The organism is Martelella mediterranea DSM 17316, from assembly GCF_002043005.1.
GTDB classification, from domain to species: Bacteria; Pseudomonadota; Alphaproteobacteria; order Rhizobiales; family Rhizobiaceae; genus Martelella; species Martelella mediterranea.
This window is the reverse complement of record NZ_CP020332.1, coordinates 159,608-178,620: the sequence shown is the minus strand read 5'-3', so window position 1 is coordinate 178,620 and position 19,013 is coordinate 159,608. Positions and strand designations below refer to the sequence as shown.

Here is a 19,013-nt window from a genome sequence, read left to right as displayed (position 1 = left end):
CAGGTTGATGGGTCACGTTGTGGCTTCCTTTCTAGATCTTTGCGCCGCGAAGGCGCAGCGAATTGAGCACCACCGAGATCGACGAGGCGCTCATGGCGAAGGCGGCAAACATCGGGCTGATGAGGATGCCGAAGAACGGAAACAGCACCCCCGCCGCGACAGGCACGCCAGAGGCGTTGTAGATCAGCGCGAAGAACAGGTTCTGCCGGATATTACGCATGGTGGCCCGTGCGAGCCGCCGTGCGCGCACGATACCGTCGAGGTTGCCCTTGACCAGTGTGATGCCCGCGCTTTCGATGGCCACATCGGCCCCGGTGCCCATGGCAATGCCGACATCGGCCTGTGCCAAGGCCGGTGCGTCATTGACGCCATCGCCGGCCATCGCGACCTTGCGGCCCTGCTGCTGCAATTCCTTGATGATCCGTGCCTTGTCCTCCGGCAGCACATCGGCCCGGATCTCGTCTATGCCCAGACGCGCGCCGATGGCCTTGGCCGTGCGTTCGTTGTCTCCGGTCGCCATGATAACGCGGAACCCCAATTCATGCAGATCCTTGATGGCGGCGGGTGTGGTTTCCTTCACCGGGTCAGCGACCCCGACAAGACCGGCGATCTTGCCATCCAGCACCACGAACATTACTGTCTCGCCCTCGTCGCGACGGGCATTTGCCTTGGCGGTCAGGTCGCCCGCCTCAAGGCCAAGGTCCCGGATCATCGCCAGATTGCCGAGCGCGACCGCTTTGCCGTCGACGACCCCCTTGACGCCCTTGCCGGTGACCGCCTCGAAGTCGTCGGCATTCGCCATCTTCACATCGCGCTCTTCCGCGCCGCGCACGATGGCCTCGGCAAGCGGGTGTTCCGATCCGCGCTCCAGCGATGCGGCGAGACGCAGGACCTCGGCCTCGTCGTGACCGGGTTGCGGCAGGACGGCGACAAGCTGCGGCTTGCCCATCGTCAACGTGCCGGTCTTGTCGACGATCAGGGTATCGACCTTCTCGAACCGCTCCAGCGCCTCGGCGTTCTTGATAAGTACCCCGGCCTGGGCCCCCCGCCCCGTCGCCGTCATGATCGACATCGGCGTGGCGAGGCCGAGCGCACAGGGACAGGCGATGATCAACACGGCGACAGCCGAGATCAATGCGTAGGACAGCGCAGGCGCGGGCCCCCAGATCGCCCATGCGATGAAGGACAGGAGCGCGATACCGATCACGGCCGGAACGAAATATCCCGCCACTTTGTCGGCATACTTCTGGATCGGTGCGCGCGACCGTTGCGCGTTGGAGACCATCTCGACGATCTGCGCCAGCATCGTGTCGGATCCGACCCGCGTCGCCTCCATCACGAGGCTGCCGGTGCCGTTGATGGTGGCACCGGTCAACGGGTCGCCCTCGGTCTTCTCGACTGGCACGGGTTCTCCGGAGATCATGCTTTCGTCGACTGAGGACCGGCCTTCCAGAACCACGCCATCTACCGGCACCTTGTCTCCGGGACGCACGCGCAGCCGGTCGCCGACCTGCACATCCTCCAGCGGAATCTCCTCTTCGGATCCGTCGTCCCGGATGACCCGCGCGGTCTTTGCCGCCATGTCGAGAAGCGCGCGGATCGCCTTGCCAGTGCCTTCACGGGCGCGCAATTCCATCACCTGGCCAAGCAGCACAAGCGTCACGATCACCGCCGCCGCCTCGAAATAGACGCCGACATGACCTTCGGCGTCGCGAAATCCGTCCGGGAATATGCCGGGTGCCAGAACGGCGACGACGCTGAAGAGCCAGGCCGCGATTACCCCCATACCGATCAGGGAGAACATGTTGAGATTCATCGTCCGGAACGAATTCCAGCCCCGAACCAGAAACGGCCAGCCGCACCAAAGAACAACCGGGGTTCCGAGAACCAACTCGATCCAGAGGGTTGCGCGCTCGCCGAGAATCTCTCGCACTTCCGGGAAGCCGAGATAGGGACCCATGGTGAGGATCAGAAGCGGAATGGTCAGTACCGTGCCAACCCAGAAACGCCGGGTGAAATCCACCAGTTCGGGGTTCGGGCCGTCGTCCATCGGGACCCCGGACTCAAGCTCCAGCCCCATTCCGCAGATCGGGCAGGAGCCGTGCTCGACCTGGCGAACCTGCGGGTGCATCGGACAGGTGTAGACGGCGCCGTCATAGCCCTCCGGGACGGTATCGTATCTGCCGTCCGCCGGGGCGGCACCAGCGTTATGGTCATGACCGTGGTGATCATGCCCGGCATGGCTGTCGAGCTCCGCCTCGGGCACAAGATGCATCCCGCATTTCGGGCAATCGCCCGGACCGTTCTGCCGTACCTCAGGGTGCATCGGGCAGGCGTAAATGTTGGATTCGGTTTCATGTGAAGCATGGCTTACTTGGTCGTTCATTCGGTTGTCCTCTCGGCGTGATTCGGGTCCAGCCTAATTGTTCCGGCAACTGGAAGGTCAAGGGCTGTCACCACAGAAAGGATCGCTTCGGCCAATAAACCGGCAATTCCGATCGCATTCGTTGGATGGGGTATGGTGTCGGTGGTGATGATCCTTGCCGCACCAGCCGACAGAATGGCGTCCTGAGCGCCGTGCGCAAAGACCGCATGGATAGCCAGGCAGACAGGCGCGGCGGTTCCGGCCGCAAGCAACCTTTCGACGGCACGAGCCATCGTGGACCCCGAAGACGCGATGTCGTCGAGGATCATCGGTGTGCCTTCGCGCAGCGCCGCGCTTTCGGGCACACTGACATCGACACTGCGGTCACCGGATCTCACCTTGCGCAAGACCTCATAGGGCCGTCCGGCCAGCCGGGCCACCTCAGCCACCCATTGTTGGCTTTCGCTGTCAGGGCCCAGAAGAACGGCGTCTGGCAGGTTCGTGCTGATCCAGGTCGCAAGCAGCGGGGCGGATACGGCGCGAATGGCAGGCATCGGGAAGACATTTTGCAGCCGCGCGATGCGGTGCAGATGCGGATCCACGGTCACCAGCCAGTCGAAACTTTCCCCCAGGAATTGCGCGAACAGCGGTGCGCTTACCGCCTGCCCGCGCTCGAAGCGATGGTCCTGCCGCATGTAGCCAAGATAAGGCGCGATCAATCCGACGCGACGCGCGCCCATCTCGCGCGCCGTCGCCGCGGCGAAGCGCAAGGGCAGGGCAAGGCGATCGGGATCGCGCAAAGTCGCCAGAAATGCCACATCGGCCCCGTCCAGATCGCCGGGCAGCGAAATCAGGCTTTCGCCATCGGGGAAGTGGTGCCAGCCGAGAGCGAGCAGGTCCGCCCCAAGCGCGAGTGCCAGGTCTTCGGCAAGCGGCCTCATCTCGGGAAACGCGACAAGGATCATGACACTGCCTCGGACAGCGTCAGCACGCCGGTCTGGGACTCGGCATAGGCCAGGGCATAGGCCAGTTCGCCTGGTGTCTCGGCATGGAGTTCATAGAGCGGCTGGCCCTTGTCCATATGATCCCCGATCCGCACCAGAAGGCGGACGCCTGCGCTCTTCTGACGCGGGGCACCGGCCAGCTTGGCGATGCGTGCGATGCGTCGGTTGTCGATGGCGGTCAACTGGCCCGCATGGGGGGCGCGTATTTCGATCTGCTGCGCTGCGGTTCCGGGTTCGCGGAAACCGCCCTGCGCCGCGCAAATTGCCATGAACTTTGCCTCCGCTGCACCACTATCGAGAAACGACTGCGCGCGGACCCGACCCTGCCCCACAACGGCGTCCGGTGCCAGGTCTAGAAGATGTCCGGCCAGATCCAGCGCCCGTGCGCGCAGATCGACAGGCGCGTCCGGCGCGCGCCGCAGAACCGCCAGCACGTCCATGGCTTCCAATGCCGGGCCGATGCCGCGTCCCACAGGAGCCATGCCGTCGCTGATATGCAGCGCCAGGTTCAGACCCAAGGCCTTGGCCACCGAAGACAGCCGTATCCCGAGAGCCTCCGCCGCTCCGGCAGACCGCACCTTGGCCGTTGGTCCGACCGGCATGTCGATCAGAACATGGGTGGCACCGGCGGCCGCCTTTTTCGACAGTACGCTCGCAACGAGTTGATCGGTGGAGTCGAAATCGAGGGGGCGTTCGACACGGATGAAATGATCGTCGGCAGGACTGAGGGCGAGCCCGCCACCCCAGACGAGGCAACCGCCCTCGGCTTCGACCACCCGGCGCAGCGCGGCGGCGTCAAGCGCGACGGGCGCCATGACCTCCATCGTGTCGGCCGTCCCCGCCGGCGAGGTGATCGCCCTGCTGGACGTCTTGGGGAACAGATACCCCGCCGCCGCGACGATGGCGACGACGATGGGTGTCGTGCGGTTGCCCGGCAATCCGCCGACGCAATGCTTATCGAGGACAGTGTGCTGCCCCCAGTCGAGCGTCTGCCCTGCTTCCTTCATGGCGCGGGTCAGCGCCACGGTTTCGGCCTCGTTCAGCCTGTCGCCGGCGCAGGCGGTCACGAAGGCGGCAAGGTCGAGATCCGAAAGCCGACTGTTGAGAGTGTCGCTGACGATTCCTGCGAAACCGGCCTGATCCAGTCTTTCGCCATAGGCTTTCGCCCGGATCATAGACGCGGAAGCGGGCGGTTCAGGGTGCGAGAAAGCGGCGTCGTCTCCAATCTCAGCGCCAAGCGCGGCCCAGGCGGAAACGGACAATGCCGCCTGGTCCACGGCAAGCCATGCTCCGCGGCCGACGACATTCAGGGTCGCGATGATCCAGCGGTCCTTCAGGTCGATCCGTATGCGTGTCTGGGCAGCAAACCCCTCGGAACGGCAGATGTGACAGTCTTCTTGCATATAGACGACCGGCTGCCGGTAGGTGTCGATGCCGGAGGAAACGAGGGCAAGCGTTTCGGTCATCGCGGCCTGTCCAGGTAGACGGGTTCGAGATGTTCGGGCACGCGCACGGATCGCCCTAGCTCGTGTTCGACGCGAAATCGCAGGGTATCGGCGGCGACAGGTTCCCCATGGGTGAGATAGGTCATCTCGGGGGCGGGACCGGCGGACATCCAGCGCAGGATCTCATCGGCATCGGCATGTCCGGAAAAGGACTGGAGCTGAACCACTTCGGCCTCGATCGGGAACTCCCGTCCGAACATGCGCAATGTCCGCGCGCCTCCGGCCAGCGCCGCGCCGCGCGTGCCACCGGCCTGGAAACCGGAGAGCAAGATCGCGTTCCGCCGATCGCCGCCGAAGCTGGCCAGATGGTGCAGGATACGCCCGCCGGTCAGCATTCCGCTGGCGGAGACGATGATCATCGGGCCCTGGCGCGTGTTCAGCTCCTTGGATTGCTCGACCGTGTTTACCCTCTTGGCGATCTCGAACATCGCAATGCAGTCTTCGCGGCTGACGTGGTGCTCGGCGTGATGACGGTGATAGATCTCGGTCGCATTCACCGCCATCGGGCTGTTGAGGAACACCGGGACATAGGGAATATCGCCGCGCTCCATCAATCGCGCAATGTGCAGCATCAGCCCCTGCACCCGTCCGACGGCAAAGGACGGGATCAGCACCGTGCCGCCGCGGGCAAAGGTGCGTTTGAGGATCGGTGCCAGTTCGGCTTCTGGGTCCACGTCGGAATGGGACCGGTTGCCATAGGTGGACTCGCAGACCAGAACATCTGCTCCGCCGAATGGCTGGGGCGGTCGCATCTGTCGTTTAGTCTCGGAACAAAATCCATATCATCACAGCGTCTCGAAGCTGATCCCAACGCGGAACAAACGCAGGAACATCCTGCTTATACAGCGCATATTGTTTGCCGAACAATCGTTCCAGAGTCTCCTCCTCCCTTTTCGCCAATGCTATGTAAAAGAACATGATGAACGGGAGCAAAGAAACAGATAGTAGTGTTGGCCAATGCACCACTCCCTCTCCAAATAGGACGATAAACAGACCCAAATATTGAGGGTGCCGGACAAATTTATAAAGGCGACCCGTCGCAAGGGTACCTTTCTTTCGATTCCTGTAGAGTTCGCGCCAACCTCCCACTATGAGGCAAATGCCGACCAGCGCGAGCGCATAGCCTAATAGCATTGCAAGAACCATGGCCTCGTCGAAGCCCAGAAGGCTTGACCACAAGTTGGTCGTGAGATCGCCCCTGTCCATTCCGAAAAATCGAACAGCAAGGTATACTGTAAGAGGGAAGCCGTACATTTCGGCGTAAAGTGAAATGATAAACGCTTGCACGATCCCGGCACTGGCCCACTCCCGCCAGTTACTTGGTGCAAAATATCTATATATGACCCAAGAGGCAATTATGATGGCAAGAACGGTGAGATTCCATGCCCCCATTTGCCCGACGTATTGTCTCATTACTGGACCCATAAACTTCGTTTTCCGCCACCTTCGCATCGACCCGGTACCACGGACGATCGAGTTCATGGGTGCCGCCAATCGATTCATAAGTGACTTTGCGGCCATCCTATTTCCCAATCACCAGTTGCAGATCGCTGCCGAGGTCAGGCAGTTTTTTTCGATCGTTGCCCGGTTGCGCCCCCGGATCCGTTCACCGCTCGAAGGATCAGCGCCAGCCCGACCAGGATCATTGGCGCAGAAAGAACCTGTCCCATCGTCAGCCCCCAATCGCCGAAGTGCAGGGCATGGCCGATCGGATTGTCGGAGGTCACGAACTGCATGTCGGGCTGCCGGAACAACTCGACAAAGCTTCTGGCAAGACCGTAGCCGGTCAGGAAAACACCTGTCAGCGCGCCGGGCATCCTGAGCCAGCCCCGGCGCCAGGCGAGGTAAAGAAGGATGAACCCGAGCAGCAGCCCTTCGAGCAGACCTTCATAAAGCTGCGAGGGGTGGCGGGCACATATCGAGGTGATGCCCGGACAGGTCTGGGCGACCTCGCCCGGAAAGATCACGGCCCAAGGCACGTCCGTGGGCCGCCCCCAGAGTTCGTTGTTGATGAAATTCGCAATCCGCCCCAGAAACAGCCCCGGTGGTGTAGCGATGGCCAGAAGATCGGTCGTGCTCAGCATGGATGCGTTCTGACGAATACAATATGCCAGGCCAGCAACGGCGACGCCGAGGAACCCGCCGTGGAAGGACATGCCGCCCTGCCAGATCATGAGTATTTCCAGCGGATTGGCCAGGTAATATTCGGGCTGGTAGAACAGCACGAAACCCAGTCGGCCACCAGCGATCACGCCGATAATGATCCAGGTCAGCAGGTCTTCGATCTGACGGCGATCAAGTGGCGGCCCGGCAGCGGGCCACAGCGCAGGGCGCGCAACGGCAGCGACGCAGATGCGCCAGCCGATCAGGATACCGACGATGTAAGCGAGCGCATACCAGCGCAGCGCCAACGTGAACCCGCCGATCTCGATAGAGAAAAGATCGGGGCCGATGTTGGGAAATGGAATTGCGGCGGTCAACATATCTGTAGGTCCTGATCTGGTGTTTGCGGTTGATTGGCCACGGCGGCTGCGCGCCGGAGGTGATAGGAAGCCTGTCGACGAAACGGCAGGCGAGATTTTCGGCGATCAGTCATGGGTCATCCGGTGCTTTTTCCAGTCCCTGACGGCGACAATCAGAAGAGGTGCAAACGTCAACGCTCCCAGCCCGATCGCGGCCCAGATTGCGCGGGAAGAAGGCCCACTGACCGCCTCGTTGCCTAAATGGGCGAGCACAAAGCTGGCCGGGATGATCCCCGCAAGCGTGGCGAGTGCGAAACGCCAGAAGTGAAGGCGGCTCAACCCGGCCGCGTAGCTGACAATGTCGAATGAGATGAACGGCATCAGACGGCTGGCGAAGACGGTGAAAGTCAAAGCGTTCTGAGAGCCGAGCCAGCCTGCATCCACCTTGTCGCCAAGCCATCCGACGAGCACGTCGCGCCCGAGGACCCTCGCCAATCCGAATGCGACAAGTGCGCCGAGTTCGGCTCCGGCAACGATGTAAACGGTCCCCAAAGTATGCCCGTAGGCGGCACCGGCCGCCAATGCGATCGGTGCGCTCGGAATAGGCGTCGCGACGATCGCGATCGTCATGAGCGAGACGATGAGGATCGGTCCCCATATGCCGGCAGCCTCGATCCAGCCGGAGATTCTCTCGCCGTCGAAGCTCTCGATGACGTCGGCGAGCGGACCCAAGGCCAGGGCGACGATGGCGAAGATTAGCAGTGCCGCAGCAACCAATTGTGCGGTTCGCCCGAACACGAACCGTGGTATTCCCGGCCTCACGGCACATACAGCACGAAGAGAAAAGCTGCCGCCAACAGCTCGAAGACGACGCAGAACGGAATGTACCATCGCGGGACCGGCGCGCCGAACACCCTGTTGTGATGCAGAAGATCCCACGCGGCATGTGCGGCGAACCCGACAGGCAAGGCCAATGGAGCCCAGAGCAATCCGGCCAGCGCGGTCGCCGCGAACAGGGCTGCGACCGCCAGTTCCGCCAAAAAGCGTTTCAGCGAATTGGCGGTCGCACCAAATCCGATGTAGGCTCCGCCGATCAGCGCCAACGTTACCGCGGCGATCGCCACCGATATCTGATGGGGCACCAGTAGATGCACCGGAGCGGCGATCAGAAACAAGACGGCACCCACAGCGCCAGGCCCCCAGAAGCCCTCGCCGAAGGTTGGGGATTCTTCTGTATCCTGGATGCTGTCAGCCACCATACCGCCTTGTCTCCCGGTTACTGGGGTTCGAACCCGATTCCCCGATGCATACGCCCTCCAGTGACCGGAAGGTCAACGATATGGCGATCATGCAGCATCGACGGCCTCGCGCAGCATGTCGCGCACCTCGCACGCGACTTCATGGAGCTGATCGTTGTCGATTGCCTGCATTGACGCCACCGGATCGATGGCGCTGATCTCGGTGCCGCCGTCCGTTTCGCGCAGGATAACGTTGCATGGCAACATCGCGCCCACGCGCGGTTCGATCCCGATCGCCTTGTGGGCCATTTGCGGATTGCAGGCGCCAAGGATGCGATAGCCGTCCATATCGACGTCGATCTTCTGCTTCATCGTCATCTTGACGTCGATTTCGGTAAGAACACCGAAACCCCGATCAGCTAGGGCGGCGCGAACGCGCATTTCCGCGTCGTCGATGCTGACGCCTATGAGTGAGCGGTCATAGGTATAATTCATTTCAATCTCCTTCGGTTATTCGAACGACTGCCTGATCGGTTTGAGCCGTCCCCGCATGATCGCAGTTGTCGCGAGAACCAGCAAAACGGTCATCATTTCAAGGCTCATGAGGTCTGCCTCCGTCAAAGCAGGGGAAGGTCAGCACCGTTTCGCAAACCGTGCCTCGGTGCCGGATACGAGCGTCGGCCCATAGGCCGACGCCCGAAAGCGCTCAATCGTTGTTCATCATGTCGCCGTCGCCCATGCCGGGGCTCTCGCCGGGCTGCATCTGCCCCATTGCGTCGCGCATCTTCTGCATGCGCTCCATCTTGTCGGCCGGCGCCGCCATTTCTTCGGCTGTGATGGCGCCGTCGCCATCGGCATCCAGATGCTGGAAGCGATCCACCATCATCTCGCGGATCATCGCGCTGTGCAGCGCCTCGAATTCCTCGATAGACAGGGTGCCGTCACCGTCGCTGTCGTATTCGGTCAGCTTGGCCTGCAGTCCGGCGCGCATTTCCTCGGGCGTCACCGTGCCGTCGCCGTCAGCGTCGAACATCTGCATCATTCCGCCGCCCATCGGACCCATTCCGCCCATCATGCCGCCGCCCATCATCTGGCCGTGCATGCGCTTCATCATGCCCATCATATCGGACATGCCGCCCATGTTGCCCATCATTCCGGAACCGCCCTGCATCATGCCAGCGCGATCCTTCGGGCCGGACTGGCCCCCATGTCCGTGATTGGAATCCGCGATCGCGGCTCCTCCGATTGCAGTTGCGGCCAAAACGGTCGCTGCGAGCAGGGTTTTGCGGGTCATCGTTATCTCCTCATGTTTCGGTTTCGATAGATTTCATATGGCAGCGTTAGGCCGTGATGAAATGCGAGGAAACAACGGTATTGTATCGCCGTGTCACAAGCGCCGCCCCTGTTACATTTCGTGACAAATCTCTTCGGGAAACCAATGCGGCAACCGTTAGAAGGAAGAACATGAACGATCAGCCTCATATCCTCGTCGTCGACGATCATCGCGAAATCCGAGACTCGGTTTCGCGCTATCTGGAGAAGAACGGCCTGCGTGCGACCTCGGCGCGGGATGCGGTCGAGATGGACGCCAAGCTCGCGATGGGTCAGTACGATCTGATCGTTCTGGATGTCATGATGCCCGGCGAGGACGGGCTGTCGGTCTGCCGCCGTCTGTCATCCACGGGTGGCGTACCGATCCTGATGCTGACGGCGCTTGGCGAAGAGACGGATCGCATCGTCGGGCTCGAAATCGGCGCGGACGACTATCTGGCCAAACCATTCAATCCGCGAGAGCTGCTTGCGCGGATCAAGGCCATCCTGCGGCGTTCATCCCTGCCCGAGACCTATGCCGGAAAACTCTCGGGAAGACGCATCGCATTCGCACAATGGACTCTCGATACCGACAGCCGGTTGTTGACCGATGAAAACGGTGCGCAAATCGATCTCACCGGTTCGGAACTCAAGCTTCTGGTTGTCTTGCTCGAACGGCCCCGCCTCGTCCTCAACCGTGATCAGCTTCTCGATCTCACTGCAGGGCGCGCGGCCTCCCCGCTCGATCGGACGATCGACAATCAGATCAGCCGCCTTCGCAGAAAGATCGAGGCCGATCCATCCAGGCCCCGGCTGATCACGACCGTGCGCGGTGGCGGATATTGCCTTGCCGCCGATGTGACGGAGTTGGATTGATGTGGCGCTTCTTTGACAGTCTGCGCGGCCAACTGGTCCTGTTAATCATCGCGGCACTCGCCGCCGCCCAAGCGGTCAGCCTCTGGTTGTTCGTTGACGAGCGCGGCCTGGCCGTGCGGGCCGCGCTCGGCTTCGAGGCAGCGGGGCGGGCCGCGAACGTCGCGCGGTTGATCGAGGAAGCGCCGGCAACGCTGGAACCGGCCATTCTGCGCGCGGCGAATTCACCGCTGGTGCGCTTTGACCTGTCTGATACACCGACCGTCGATCACGACAGCCACGCGGACAGCGGTGCTATCGAGGCAAGAGTGCGTGGTCTTCTCGGAGCCAAGGACAACCGTGAAATTCGCGTGGAGGTGCACGAGGTCGATCACGGCATCCTTCCGATGCCGCATATGGCGCCCGAGATGGCGGAAATGCATCTGGCGATGATGCGGGGCGATCTGTCGGCCATCGAGATGCAGCTGTCCATCGCCCTGACGGGCGGACAGTGGCTCAATGTCGGCACGCGGTTCGAGCGCCCGCCCCTGCAATGGCCCTGGGCCTCTTTCCTGAGCTTCGGGCTCACGGCTGCCATTATTCTTGTTGCCGCCTGCTGGTTTCTTCTGACCCGTCTGACTGGCCCGCTCTTGCGCGTGTCCCGTGCCGCCGACAGTCTCGGGCGCGGCGAAAATGTCAGACCACTGCCCTTGATCGGACCCGCCGAGGTGCGCGACCTGACCCGGACATTCAACCGGATGCAGGCCCGGCTGACCCGCTTCCTCGCGGACCGGACCCGGCTTCTCGCGGCCCTTGGACATGACCTGCGCTCGCCTCTCACGGCACTCCGCGTTCGCTCGGAGATGGTCGACGAGCGGGAAACACGCGACAGCCTCATAACCTCAATCGAGGAGATGCAGGAGATGGTGGACTCGACGCTTTCCTTCGCGCGCGGGATCACAAGCTCGGAAGACTACGAGACCGTCGAAATGGGCGCGTTTCTGGGTCAACTCCGCGCCGATATGCTGAACGGTTTTTCTCTGAAGGAGGGCGAAACCATTCACCTGCGCTTGCGGTCGCAATCAGTCCGGCGCGCGCTTCGCAACCTCATCGACAATGCCGAACGCTATGGCGGAATGGTTGATGTCAGCTATGGACGCGAGGACGATCACGCCATTATCCGCGTCGCTGACAATGGCCCCGGTATACCGGACGGCGAGCTTGAACAGGTCTTCGAGCCCTATTTCAGGCTTGAGAAATCCCGCTCGAGAGAGACCGGCGGCACCGGACTTGGACTGTCCATCGCCCGGACGATCGTCCGGGCGCATGGCGGGGACATTGGCCTCACCAACCGGGCAGAAGGCGGCCTCGTGGCGACCGTGACGCTGCCGCTGGGACCGGAACCCCTGAAACAGGAAAGGACAACGACATGAAACTCAACGGCTCAGTCATCTCTGCAGGATCGCTCCTCTTCGTCGCAACGCCGGGCATGGCCGATATCTACGATGGCTCCGGCCACATGATGTGGGGTGGGCACGGTATCTTTGGAGGCCTGATGATGGTGATTTTCTGGGCACTTATCATCGGTCTGATTTTTCTTGCGGTTCGCGGCTTTTCCAACCGCTCCGACACCGGGAATGGTCAGACTGCGATGGATGTCCTTCGTGAACGCTATGCCCGCGGCGAAATCGACGAGGATGAATTCGAGCGGCGGCTGGCCAAACTGGAGGCCCGAAAACGATGATGTGTACGGAACCGGACCGGTACTGAAAGTGCCGGTCGGAGTCCTCGTCAGCCCGGCACGTCGGTGTTTGCCCGTCTTTACACGAAAAAATTGTCTCTCACTGTAACAGGCTCCGGCATTGCGACAAACGCTTACATGAAAGGCCGCGAGGCTGTCTTGATAGTCGCAATCCCGTCCGTACGTTCTCGATAGACGCAATTACACCCATGAAAGGAAATACATCATGCGCATCACGACCCTGACACTCAGTGCGGTCTTGATGACCGGCAGCGCCGCGATTGCCGACGTCTACATCCCCGAAGGCGAGCTCGGAACAGTGCTTCATCTGGATCGATCCTTCAATGAGATGGGTCGCATCGAAGGGCTCGATAACGTCCACGGTCTCGCCGGTGCGCCCGAACGGGGCATACTGGTGGCCGGCAGCCTGTCGGAATCCACACCCGGCGATGTGGCCAAGCCGGCCGCCGTCTCGGAAGAGGAGCACGCGGCCCATCACGGGGGTGGAAACACGGCCAAGCCGGACGCGGTAAGTCTGGTAACGCTGGTTGACGCTGACAGTCGCGAAATTCGGCGCCGAATCGAGGTGCCGGGCATCGTTCACCATGTCGGGATTTCGTCGGATGAACGGTTTGCCGCCGTGACCCACCCCGGGCTCGATGCTGTTTCGGTAATTGACCTTGAGAGTGGCCAGGTCACCGCGACGGTCGCCACCGGCCCGATTCCGGAATATGCGGTCGCCGATCCGAAGACCGGAAACTTCCTTGTCTCCAACGCCGGCAACGCAACGATCAGTGTGCTTGATCCGGAGGACGGGATCGTGACGCGAAATTTCAAGCTGCAGGGGCCACCCAAGCACATCCAGCTCGATGCCGATACCCGTCAACTGATCGTCAGCGAATCCGACAACGGAACCGTTTCCATCGTCGATGCCGACAGCGGCGAGATCCTCGACAGGTTCGACATCGGCGGAGAATTGCATGGCGTAGCGGTTGACCCGGACGCGATCTGGTCGAGCGCGCGTGAACGCAATCTCGTTGTGCGTGTCGACCGGTCGACCGGTGAACGCCTGGAAGTCAACGTCGGACCTGAACCTTACCACATGGCGCGCGTTGAGGATGCCTTGCTGGTGAGCAGTGCCGGCAAGCCGGAACTGTGGATTCTCGATCCCGAGACGCTGGAGCTTCGCCAGACGATTGCCACGAACAGTACCGCCCATCAGTTCGCCGTAATGCCGTAGGCCGGACCGGGTAAACGGCAATGATCCAACTAACGGCAATGTGAGACCGGGTGCCGATACCGGACTTGACGTTCCAGTCCGGGAAGGCGGCATGCACCGCCAAAACGAGAGATTGACGAGGAATCGACATGACACCTGAAATCGGACAATTCGCGCTGGCACTGGCGCTGATCATTGCCCTGGTGCAAAGCGTTCTACCGATCCTCGGCGCCTCGCGCGGCGATCTGGTCTGGATGCGGAGTGCGCGGACATCGGCGCTCGCTCAGCTGGTTTTCATCGGTATCGCGTTCGCCGCCCTCATGCGCTCCTTCATGGTCAGCGATTTCACGGTGGCGAATGTCGTCGAGAACTCGCATTCGCTCAAGCCGATGCTCTACAAGATCGCAGGGACCTGGGGAAGCCATGAGGGGTCTCTGCTGCTCTGGGTGCTGATCCTCGCGGCTTTCGGCGCAGGTGTCGCCCTGCTCGGGACGAACATTCCCGATGCGCTGAAGGCGCGGACCCTGTCCGTGCAAGCCTGGATCAGCACGGGATTCCTATCCTTCCTGCTGCTGACCTCCAACCCGTTCGAACGTGTGTTCCCGCCGCCGCTGGATGGCAACGACCTCAATCCGCTGCTGCAGGATGTGGGGCTGGCGATGCATCCGCCGCTTCTCTATTTCGGGTATGTCGGGTTCTCGATCGTCTTCTCCTTCGCGGTTGCCGCACTGATCGAGGGCCGTGTCGACGCGGCCTGGGCCCGCTGGGTCAGGCCGTGGACGCTGGCGGCTTGGATGAGCCTGACGGCGGGCATCGCGCTCGGATCATGGTGGGCCTACTACGAACTGGGCTGGGGCGGTTGGTGGTTCTGGGATCCGGTGGAGAATGTCAGCTTCATGCCCTGGCTTCTGGGCACGGCGCTGTTGCATTCGGCCATCGTCACCGAAAAGCGCGATGCCTTCAAAAGCTGGACGATCCTGCTGGCCATCCTGACATTCTCGCTGTCTCTGCTGGGCACGTTCATCGTCCGGTCGGGCCTTCTGACATCCGTCCACGCCTTCGCCGTCGATCCCGAACGAGGCCTCTACATTCTCGGCCTGCTGGGCCTCTCCATCGGCGGCTCGCTCGCGCTCTATGCCTGGCGCGCCCCGTCGATGGAAGGCGGCGGCCTCTTCGCGCCGATCAGTCGCGAGGGTGGCCTCTTGATCAACAACCTGCTGCTGGTCGTGGCCACCGGAACCGTGCTGGTCGGCACGCTCTATCCGCTGTTCACCGAAGCCCTGGCCGATCAGAAGATTTCGGTCGGACCACCGTTCTTCAACGCGTCCTTCATACCGATCATGCTGCCGTTGCTGGCGATCATGGCCGTCGGGCCGCTCCTGTCGTGGAAACGCGCCGACCTGAAGGGGGTATTCCAGCGCCTGCGCTTTGTCGCGCTGCTGTCAGGGCTGGCCGCACTTGCGGTCTGGTACCTGACCGAGGGCGGGCCCGCCCTGGCCTATCTTCCAATCGCGATAGCCACCTGGCTCCTTCTGGCGACATTGCGGGAATGGGCGGCCCGGATCAGACTCTTCGATGTGCCGTTCGCGCAGGCTGTTCGGAGGGCGCGCAACCTGCCCCGCGCGGCCCACGGCATGACGCTGGCACACGCGGGACTTGCCGTGGCGGTCTTCGGCTTCGTCGGGTCGAGCGCCTGGAAATCCGAGAAAATTGTTTTCGTCCAATCCGGCGCCGTGACCGAGATCGCAGGTTTCGACGTGCGCTTCGACGGTGTCCAAAGGGTGCAGGGTCCGAACTATGTCGCCGACCGCGGCACGCTGGTGGTCACGCGCGATGGTGCACCCGTCACGACACTCTACCCCGAGCGCCGTTTCTATCCGGTCGCCCAGAGCACGACCACCGAATCTGCCATCCGCTCGACGCTGGCGGGCGACCTCTACGCCTCGCTGGCCGAGCCGGCCGCGGAGGGCGCGGCGCAATCTGGGGCCTGGACCTTGCGAATCCTCTACGAGCCGCTGGTCAATTTCATCTGGATCGGGGCGGCGCTTCTGGTGCTGGGCGGCGGTCTGTCGCTTTCGGATCGGCGCCTGCGGGTCGGTGCGCCGCGCCGCGCTACTATTCCGAAACCACAAGCAACGCCGGCGGAGTAAGTCCATGACCCGAGCCCTCGCCGCCCTGCCGATCCTGATTGCGCTGATTGTCGGCGGTTTCTTTCTCTGGGGCCTCAATCCAAGCCGCGACCCGAACGCGATCCCGTCGGTGCTGATCTCTCAGCCGGCACCGGAATTCGATCTGGCGCCGGTGGATCACGTGGGTGTGCCCGGCCTGTCACGGGCGGACCTGACGGACAATCCTGCGCCGGTCGTGGTCAATGTCTTCGCCTCCTGGTGCGTCCCCTGCCGGGCCGAACATGCGGTCCTGACCCGAATGGTCGAACAGGGCGGCGTGCGACTCATGGGCATCAACTACAAGGACAAGCCCGAGGACGCGCGCGCCTGGCTGGAGAACCTGGGCAACCCCTATGAGCGGATCGGATCCGATCTGAACGGCCGCGCCGGGATCGAGTGGGGCATTTCAGGCGTGCCGGAAACCTTCATCGTCTCGGGCAACGGCACGGTTCTTTTCCGCTATGTCGGCCCGGTCGTCGGCGCAGAGGCGGAAGAGAAGTTCGCAACCGCGCTCGCGCAGGCACGTGCTGCAACAGGAGCGGGAACATGATCCGAATTGTCGTGCTGACGATCCTGATCGTGATCGCCTTGCCGCTTGCCTCCCATGCCGTCGAACCCGACGAAATGCTGGCTGATCCGATCCTTGAGACCCGTGCGAGAGAGATCTCCAAAGACTTGCGCTGTGTGGTCTGCCAGAACCAGGACATCGACAGCTCGAACGCGGGCGTTGCGCGCGATCTGCGGCTGCTGGTCCGTGAAAGGCTGGTTGCCGGAGACACCGATCAGCAGGTGCTGGATTACATTCAGGCGCGCTATGGCGATTATGTCCTGTTGAAACCGCCATTCAAACCGGAAACCTATGCTCTTTGGTTGACGCCGCTCGCACTCTTTTTGCTGGGGGCCGGCGGTGTGGTCGCGGTCCTTGCCAGGTCCGGTCGGCGCAAGGCGAAGGCAGGCCTGAGCGCCGAAGAAGAGCGCCGGGTTTCCGAACTGTTGGCGCAGCGCGAAAGGAATGAGCCGTGATGCTCTGGATTGTCTTTGCGTTTCTGGCGCTGCTTGCCGCAGGTTTCCTGCTGCTTCCACTGCGGTCCTTCGGATCGAAGGTTTCCGACCGAACCGACGGCTCCATTTCCATCCTCTCCGATCAGCTGCGGGAGGTGGACGCCGATGCGGAACGCGGCCTGATCTCGCCGGAGGAAGCCCGCGCCGCCCGGATCGAGATCAAGCGGCGTATCCTGTCGCTGGAACGGAAAGGCCAACGCGCGCGGCCGGCCATGTCGGGTCGCTCCGCCGGCGTCGTCGTCTGGGCGACCGCCTTGACGGTGCCTGTGGCCGCGGCAGCGCTCTACCTGCAACTGGGATCGCCCGACATGCCGAGCATCGCGTTCGCCGAGCGTGAGGCGGAGCGAAACCAGCAGGTTGAAATCGCCGGGTTGACGGTACGTTTGCTGGAGCGCCTGCAAAGCGATCCGGGCGGTGGCCCGACCGAGGGGTGGATGTTGCTTGGCCAAACCTACATGCGCATGGGCCGCTACAGGGATGCGGTATCCGCCATGGAGAACGTGACCGAGCGCCCGGATGCCAGTTCGGCCATCCTGTCGCAATACGCCGAGGCGCTGATCGCCGCGGATGACGGGATCGTGACGCCCGCGGCCCGCGCGGCCATCGGACGGGCACGCGACATGGATCCGTCCAATCCGGCGGCCACGTACTACGAGGCCATCGCGCTCGATCAGGCGGGCGACGGCGCGGAGGCCCACGATCTGCTGATTGCCCGGCTGGACGCGGCCAATGGCCCCGCGCCCTGGATGGAGGCGTTCGTCGCGCAGGCCAACAGCATCGGCGAGACGCTCGGCCGCGAGCCGGTCAGCCTCGCGGCATTCGCGCCCACGGCTGGCGGCGATACGCCGGGCCCCACCGCGGGCGATGTCGCCGCCGCAGCGGACATGAGCGAGGACGACAGGGCCGCCTTTATTCGCTCGATGGTTGAGCGGCTGGCCGAGCGGCTGCGGGACGACCCTGATGACCTGGATGGCTGGATGCGACTGGGCAACGCCTATCGCGTCCTCGGTGAGGCGGCGAAGGCGCGGGAGGCATATCTGACCGCCAACAGGCTCGCCGAGACCCTGCCTCCCGACGACCCGCGTGCGCAGGAAATCCGGCAGGCGATGTCAGAGCTGCCCGGCTGAGGCCGAAACAGCGCTATGGTTTCCCTGCCAATGCGATCAGGTGCACTGACAGGGATGCGCCGCAAGGTTTGGATCGTCCCGGGTGGTCAGACGGGTCAGGACGAACCCGGCCGTCAGAAGCAACGCGCCGCCATAGATCATGCCCGTCGCCGGGACCTCTCCGAATACGAGAAAGCCCAGCGTTGCCGCAACCACCGGCGATACGATGATGTCGACCAGCGAATAGACGTTGGCGTTCAGCGTCTTCAGCACAAGCGAGATGCCGAAATAGGCGAACCCGGTAGAGACCAGTCCCAGCATCAGCGCCCAGAGCCCGGCCGGAGCAGCAATGCCGATCCGCTCATTGACTGTCATTGCCATGATGTCGCCGGGTCCGAAGATCACCAGCACCGGCGACAGCACGAGGGCGGCAACAAGCATGGACCAGGCGATGTCGTTACCGGTCTCGGATTTGCCTTCGTGGCGCATGTAGGTGATCATCGCGGCATAGATCGCCCCATCGGCAAGCGCGACAAGATTTCCGACCATGTATCCGCCCTCCAGCGGTTTCGCGAGAACAATGCCCATGATGGCGACCGCGAAGGTCAGGTAGTGACCCCAGCTTGCTTTCTCATCGAGAAACAGCGCCGAGAATATGAAGGTGAAGAACGGCGCGATACTCCAGAAAATGACCGCGTTGGCAATCGGCACCAGGGTCATGGCGTAATTGAAGACGCTGATCTGGGTGGCGATCAGCATACCGATGATGGCGGTGTCCTTGAGGTTCTTCCACGGAACGCGAAGCGGGTTCCCGGTTGCGAACGGCATCAGAATCATGAGGAACAGCGCGGCCGTGAGGATGGCGTAGAAATTCACCGTGTGGATCGGGATCAGACCGCCTGTCAGCTTGACGAAGACGCCGATTGTCGCCTCCGAGAAGGTGATGAGAAGCAGTAACAGGATGGTGCGCATGGGTCGGT

18 protein-coding genes and 1 pseudogene are annotated in these 19,013 nt (G+C 62.4%); 8 read left to right on the top strand and 11 right to left on the bottom strand.

Annotated features, from left to right (window positions below; genetic code table 11):
* Window positions 1–31: 31 nt before the first annotated feature.
* The 10 genes and pseudogenes from Mame_RS25300 to Mame_RS25255 form a co-directional block, all read right to left on the bottom strand.
* Entirely contained in the window at window positions 32–2,386 is a 2,355-nt protein-coding gene (locus Mame_RS25300; protein WP_026173642.1) for a copper-transporting P-type ATPase, read from the bottom strand.
* Entirely contained in the window at window positions 2,383–3,330 is a 948-nt protein-coding gene (locus tag Mame_RS25295; RefSeq protein ID WP_018065791.1) for a ribose-phosphate diphosphokinase, read from the bottom strand. The genes Mame_RS25300 and Mame_RS25295 overlap by 4 nt, the downstream gene beginning before the upstream one ends.
* Window positions 3,327–4,835, bottom strand: a complete 1,509-nt coding sequence (locus Mame_RS25290; RefSeq protein WP_018065792.1) for a thymidine phosphorylase family protein — start codon at window positions 4,833–4,835, stop codon at window positions 3,327–3,329. The genes Mame_RS25295 and Mame_RS25290 overlap by 4 nt, the downstream gene beginning before the upstream one ends.
* Window positions 4,832–5,626, bottom strand: a pseudogene (locus Mame_RS25285) (MBL fold metallo-hydrolase RNA specificity domain-containing protein); the annotation flags it as partial. The pseudogene Mame_RS25285 and the gene Mame_RS25290, both read right to left, overlap by 4 nt.
* Before the next feature lie 7 nt (window positions 5,627–5,633).
* Window positions 5,634–6,287, bottom strand: coding sequence for a methyltransferase family protein (locus Mame_RS25280; RefSeq protein WP_018065794.1), 654 nt, complete (start codon window positions 6,285–6,287; stop codon window positions 5,634–5,636).
* A gap of 146 nt (window positions 6,288–6,433) precedes the next feature.
* Window positions 6,434–7,357 (bottom strand): prolipoprotein diacylglyceryl transferase, encoded by a 924-nt coding sequence (lgt, locus tag Mame_RS25275; RefSeq protein WP_018065795.1) that lies wholly within the window; start codon window positions 7,355–7,357, stop codon window positions 6,434–6,436.
* A 105-nt stretch (window positions 7,358–7,462) separates the two neighbouring features.
* Entirely contained in the window at window positions 7,463–8,134 is a 672-nt protein-coding gene (locus Mame_RS25270; protein ID WP_051085130.1) for a TVP38/TMEM64 family protein, read from the bottom strand.
* 20 nt (window positions 8,135–8,154) lie between these two features.
* Window positions 8,155–8,595 carry a DUF6010 family protein gene (locus Mame_RS25265; protein WP_018065797.1) on the bottom strand — a complete coding sequence of 147 codons (441 nt, stop codon included), beginning with the start codon at window positions 8,593–8,595 and terminating at the stop codon, window positions 8,155–8,157.
* A gap of 87 nt (window positions 8,596–8,682) precedes the next feature.
* Window positions 8,683–9,069: a DUF302 domain-containing protein gene (locus tag Mame_RS25260; RefSeq protein ID WP_018065798.1), complete on the bottom strand. Its 387-nt coding sequence runs from the start codon at window positions 9,067–9,069 to the stop codon at window positions 8,683–8,685.
* 211 nt (window positions 9,070–9,280) lie between these two features.
* Window positions 9,281–9,868 (bottom strand): EF-hand domain-containing protein, encoded by a 588-nt coding sequence (locus tag Mame_RS25255; protein ID WP_018065800.1) that lies wholly within the window; start codon window positions 9,866–9,868, stop codon window positions 9,281–9,283.
* Between the two features lie 170 nt (window positions 9,869–10,038).
* On the opposite strand from Mame_RS25255, the gene Mame_RS25250 reads away from it, so the two are divergent.
* The 8 genes from Mame_RS25250 to ccmI all read left to right on the top strand — a co-directional run bounded on the left by Mame_RS25250 (window position 10,039) and on the right by ccmI (window position 18,054).
* On the top strand, window positions 10,039–10,761 hold the full coding sequence (locus tag Mame_RS25250) for a response regulator (protein ID WP_018065801.1): 723 nt from the start codon (window positions 10,039–10,041) through the stop codon (window positions 10,759–10,761).
* Window positions 10,761–12,170: an ATP-binding protein gene (locus tag Mame_RS25245; protein WP_018065802.1), complete on the top strand. Its 1,410-nt coding sequence runs from the start codon at window positions 10,761–10,763 to the stop codon at window positions 12,168–12,170. The genes Mame_RS25250 and Mame_RS25245 overlap by 1 nt, the downstream gene beginning before the upstream one ends.
* Window positions 12,167–12,481 (top strand): SHOCT domain-containing protein, encoded by a 315-nt coding sequence (locus tag Mame_RS26955; protein WP_018065803.1) that lies wholly within the window; start codon window positions 12,167–12,169, stop codon window positions 12,479–12,481. Before Mame_RS25245 ends, Mame_RS26955 begins: the two co-directional genes overlap by 4 nt.
* A 223-nt stretch (window positions 12,482–12,704) precedes the next feature.
* On the top strand, window positions 12,705–13,718 hold the full coding sequence (locus Mame_RS25235; RefSeq protein WP_018065804.1) for a YVTN family beta-propeller repeat protein: 1,014 nt from the start codon (window positions 12,705–12,707) through the stop codon (window positions 13,716–13,718).
* A gap of 128 nt (window positions 13,719–13,846) precedes the next feature.
* Window positions 13,847–15,847 carry a heme lyase CcmF/NrfE family subunit gene (locus Mame_RS25230; RefSeq protein ID WP_018065805.1) on the top strand — a complete coding sequence of 667 codons (2,001 nt, stop codon included), beginning with the start codon at window positions 13,847–13,849 and terminating at the stop codon, window positions 15,845–15,847.
* Between the two features lie 4 nt (window positions 15,848–15,851).
* Complete coding sequence (locus tag Mame_RS25225; protein ID WP_018065806.1) at window positions 15,852–16,415, top strand: DsbE family thiol:disulfide interchange protein; 564 nt, start codon at window positions 15,852–15,854, stop codon at window positions 16,413–16,415.
* Complete coding sequence (locus tag Mame_RS25220; protein ID WP_018065807.1) at window positions 16,412–16,888, top strand: cytochrome c-type biogenesis protein; 477 nt, start codon at window positions 16,412–16,414, stop codon at window positions 16,886–16,888. Before Mame_RS25225 ends, Mame_RS25220 begins: the two co-directional genes overlap by 4 nt.
* Window positions 16,888–18,054, top strand: coding sequence for a c-type cytochrome biogenesis protein CcmI (ccmI, locus tag Mame_RS25215; RefSeq protein ID WP_018065808.1), 1,167 nt, complete (start codon window positions 16,888–16,890; stop codon window positions 18,052–18,054). The genes Mame_RS25220 and ccmI overlap by 1 nt, the downstream gene beginning before the upstream one ends.
* 36 nt (window positions 18,055–18,090) lie before the next feature.
* Here the strand turns inward: ccmI and Mame_RS25210 are convergent, their stop codons facing one another.
* Window positions 18,091–19,005: an EamA family transporter gene (locus tag Mame_RS25210; RefSeq protein WP_018065809.1), complete on the bottom strand. Its 915-nt coding sequence runs from the start codon at window positions 19,003–19,005 to the stop codon at window positions 18,091–18,093.
* Window positions 19,006–19,013 lie beyond the last annotated feature (8 nt).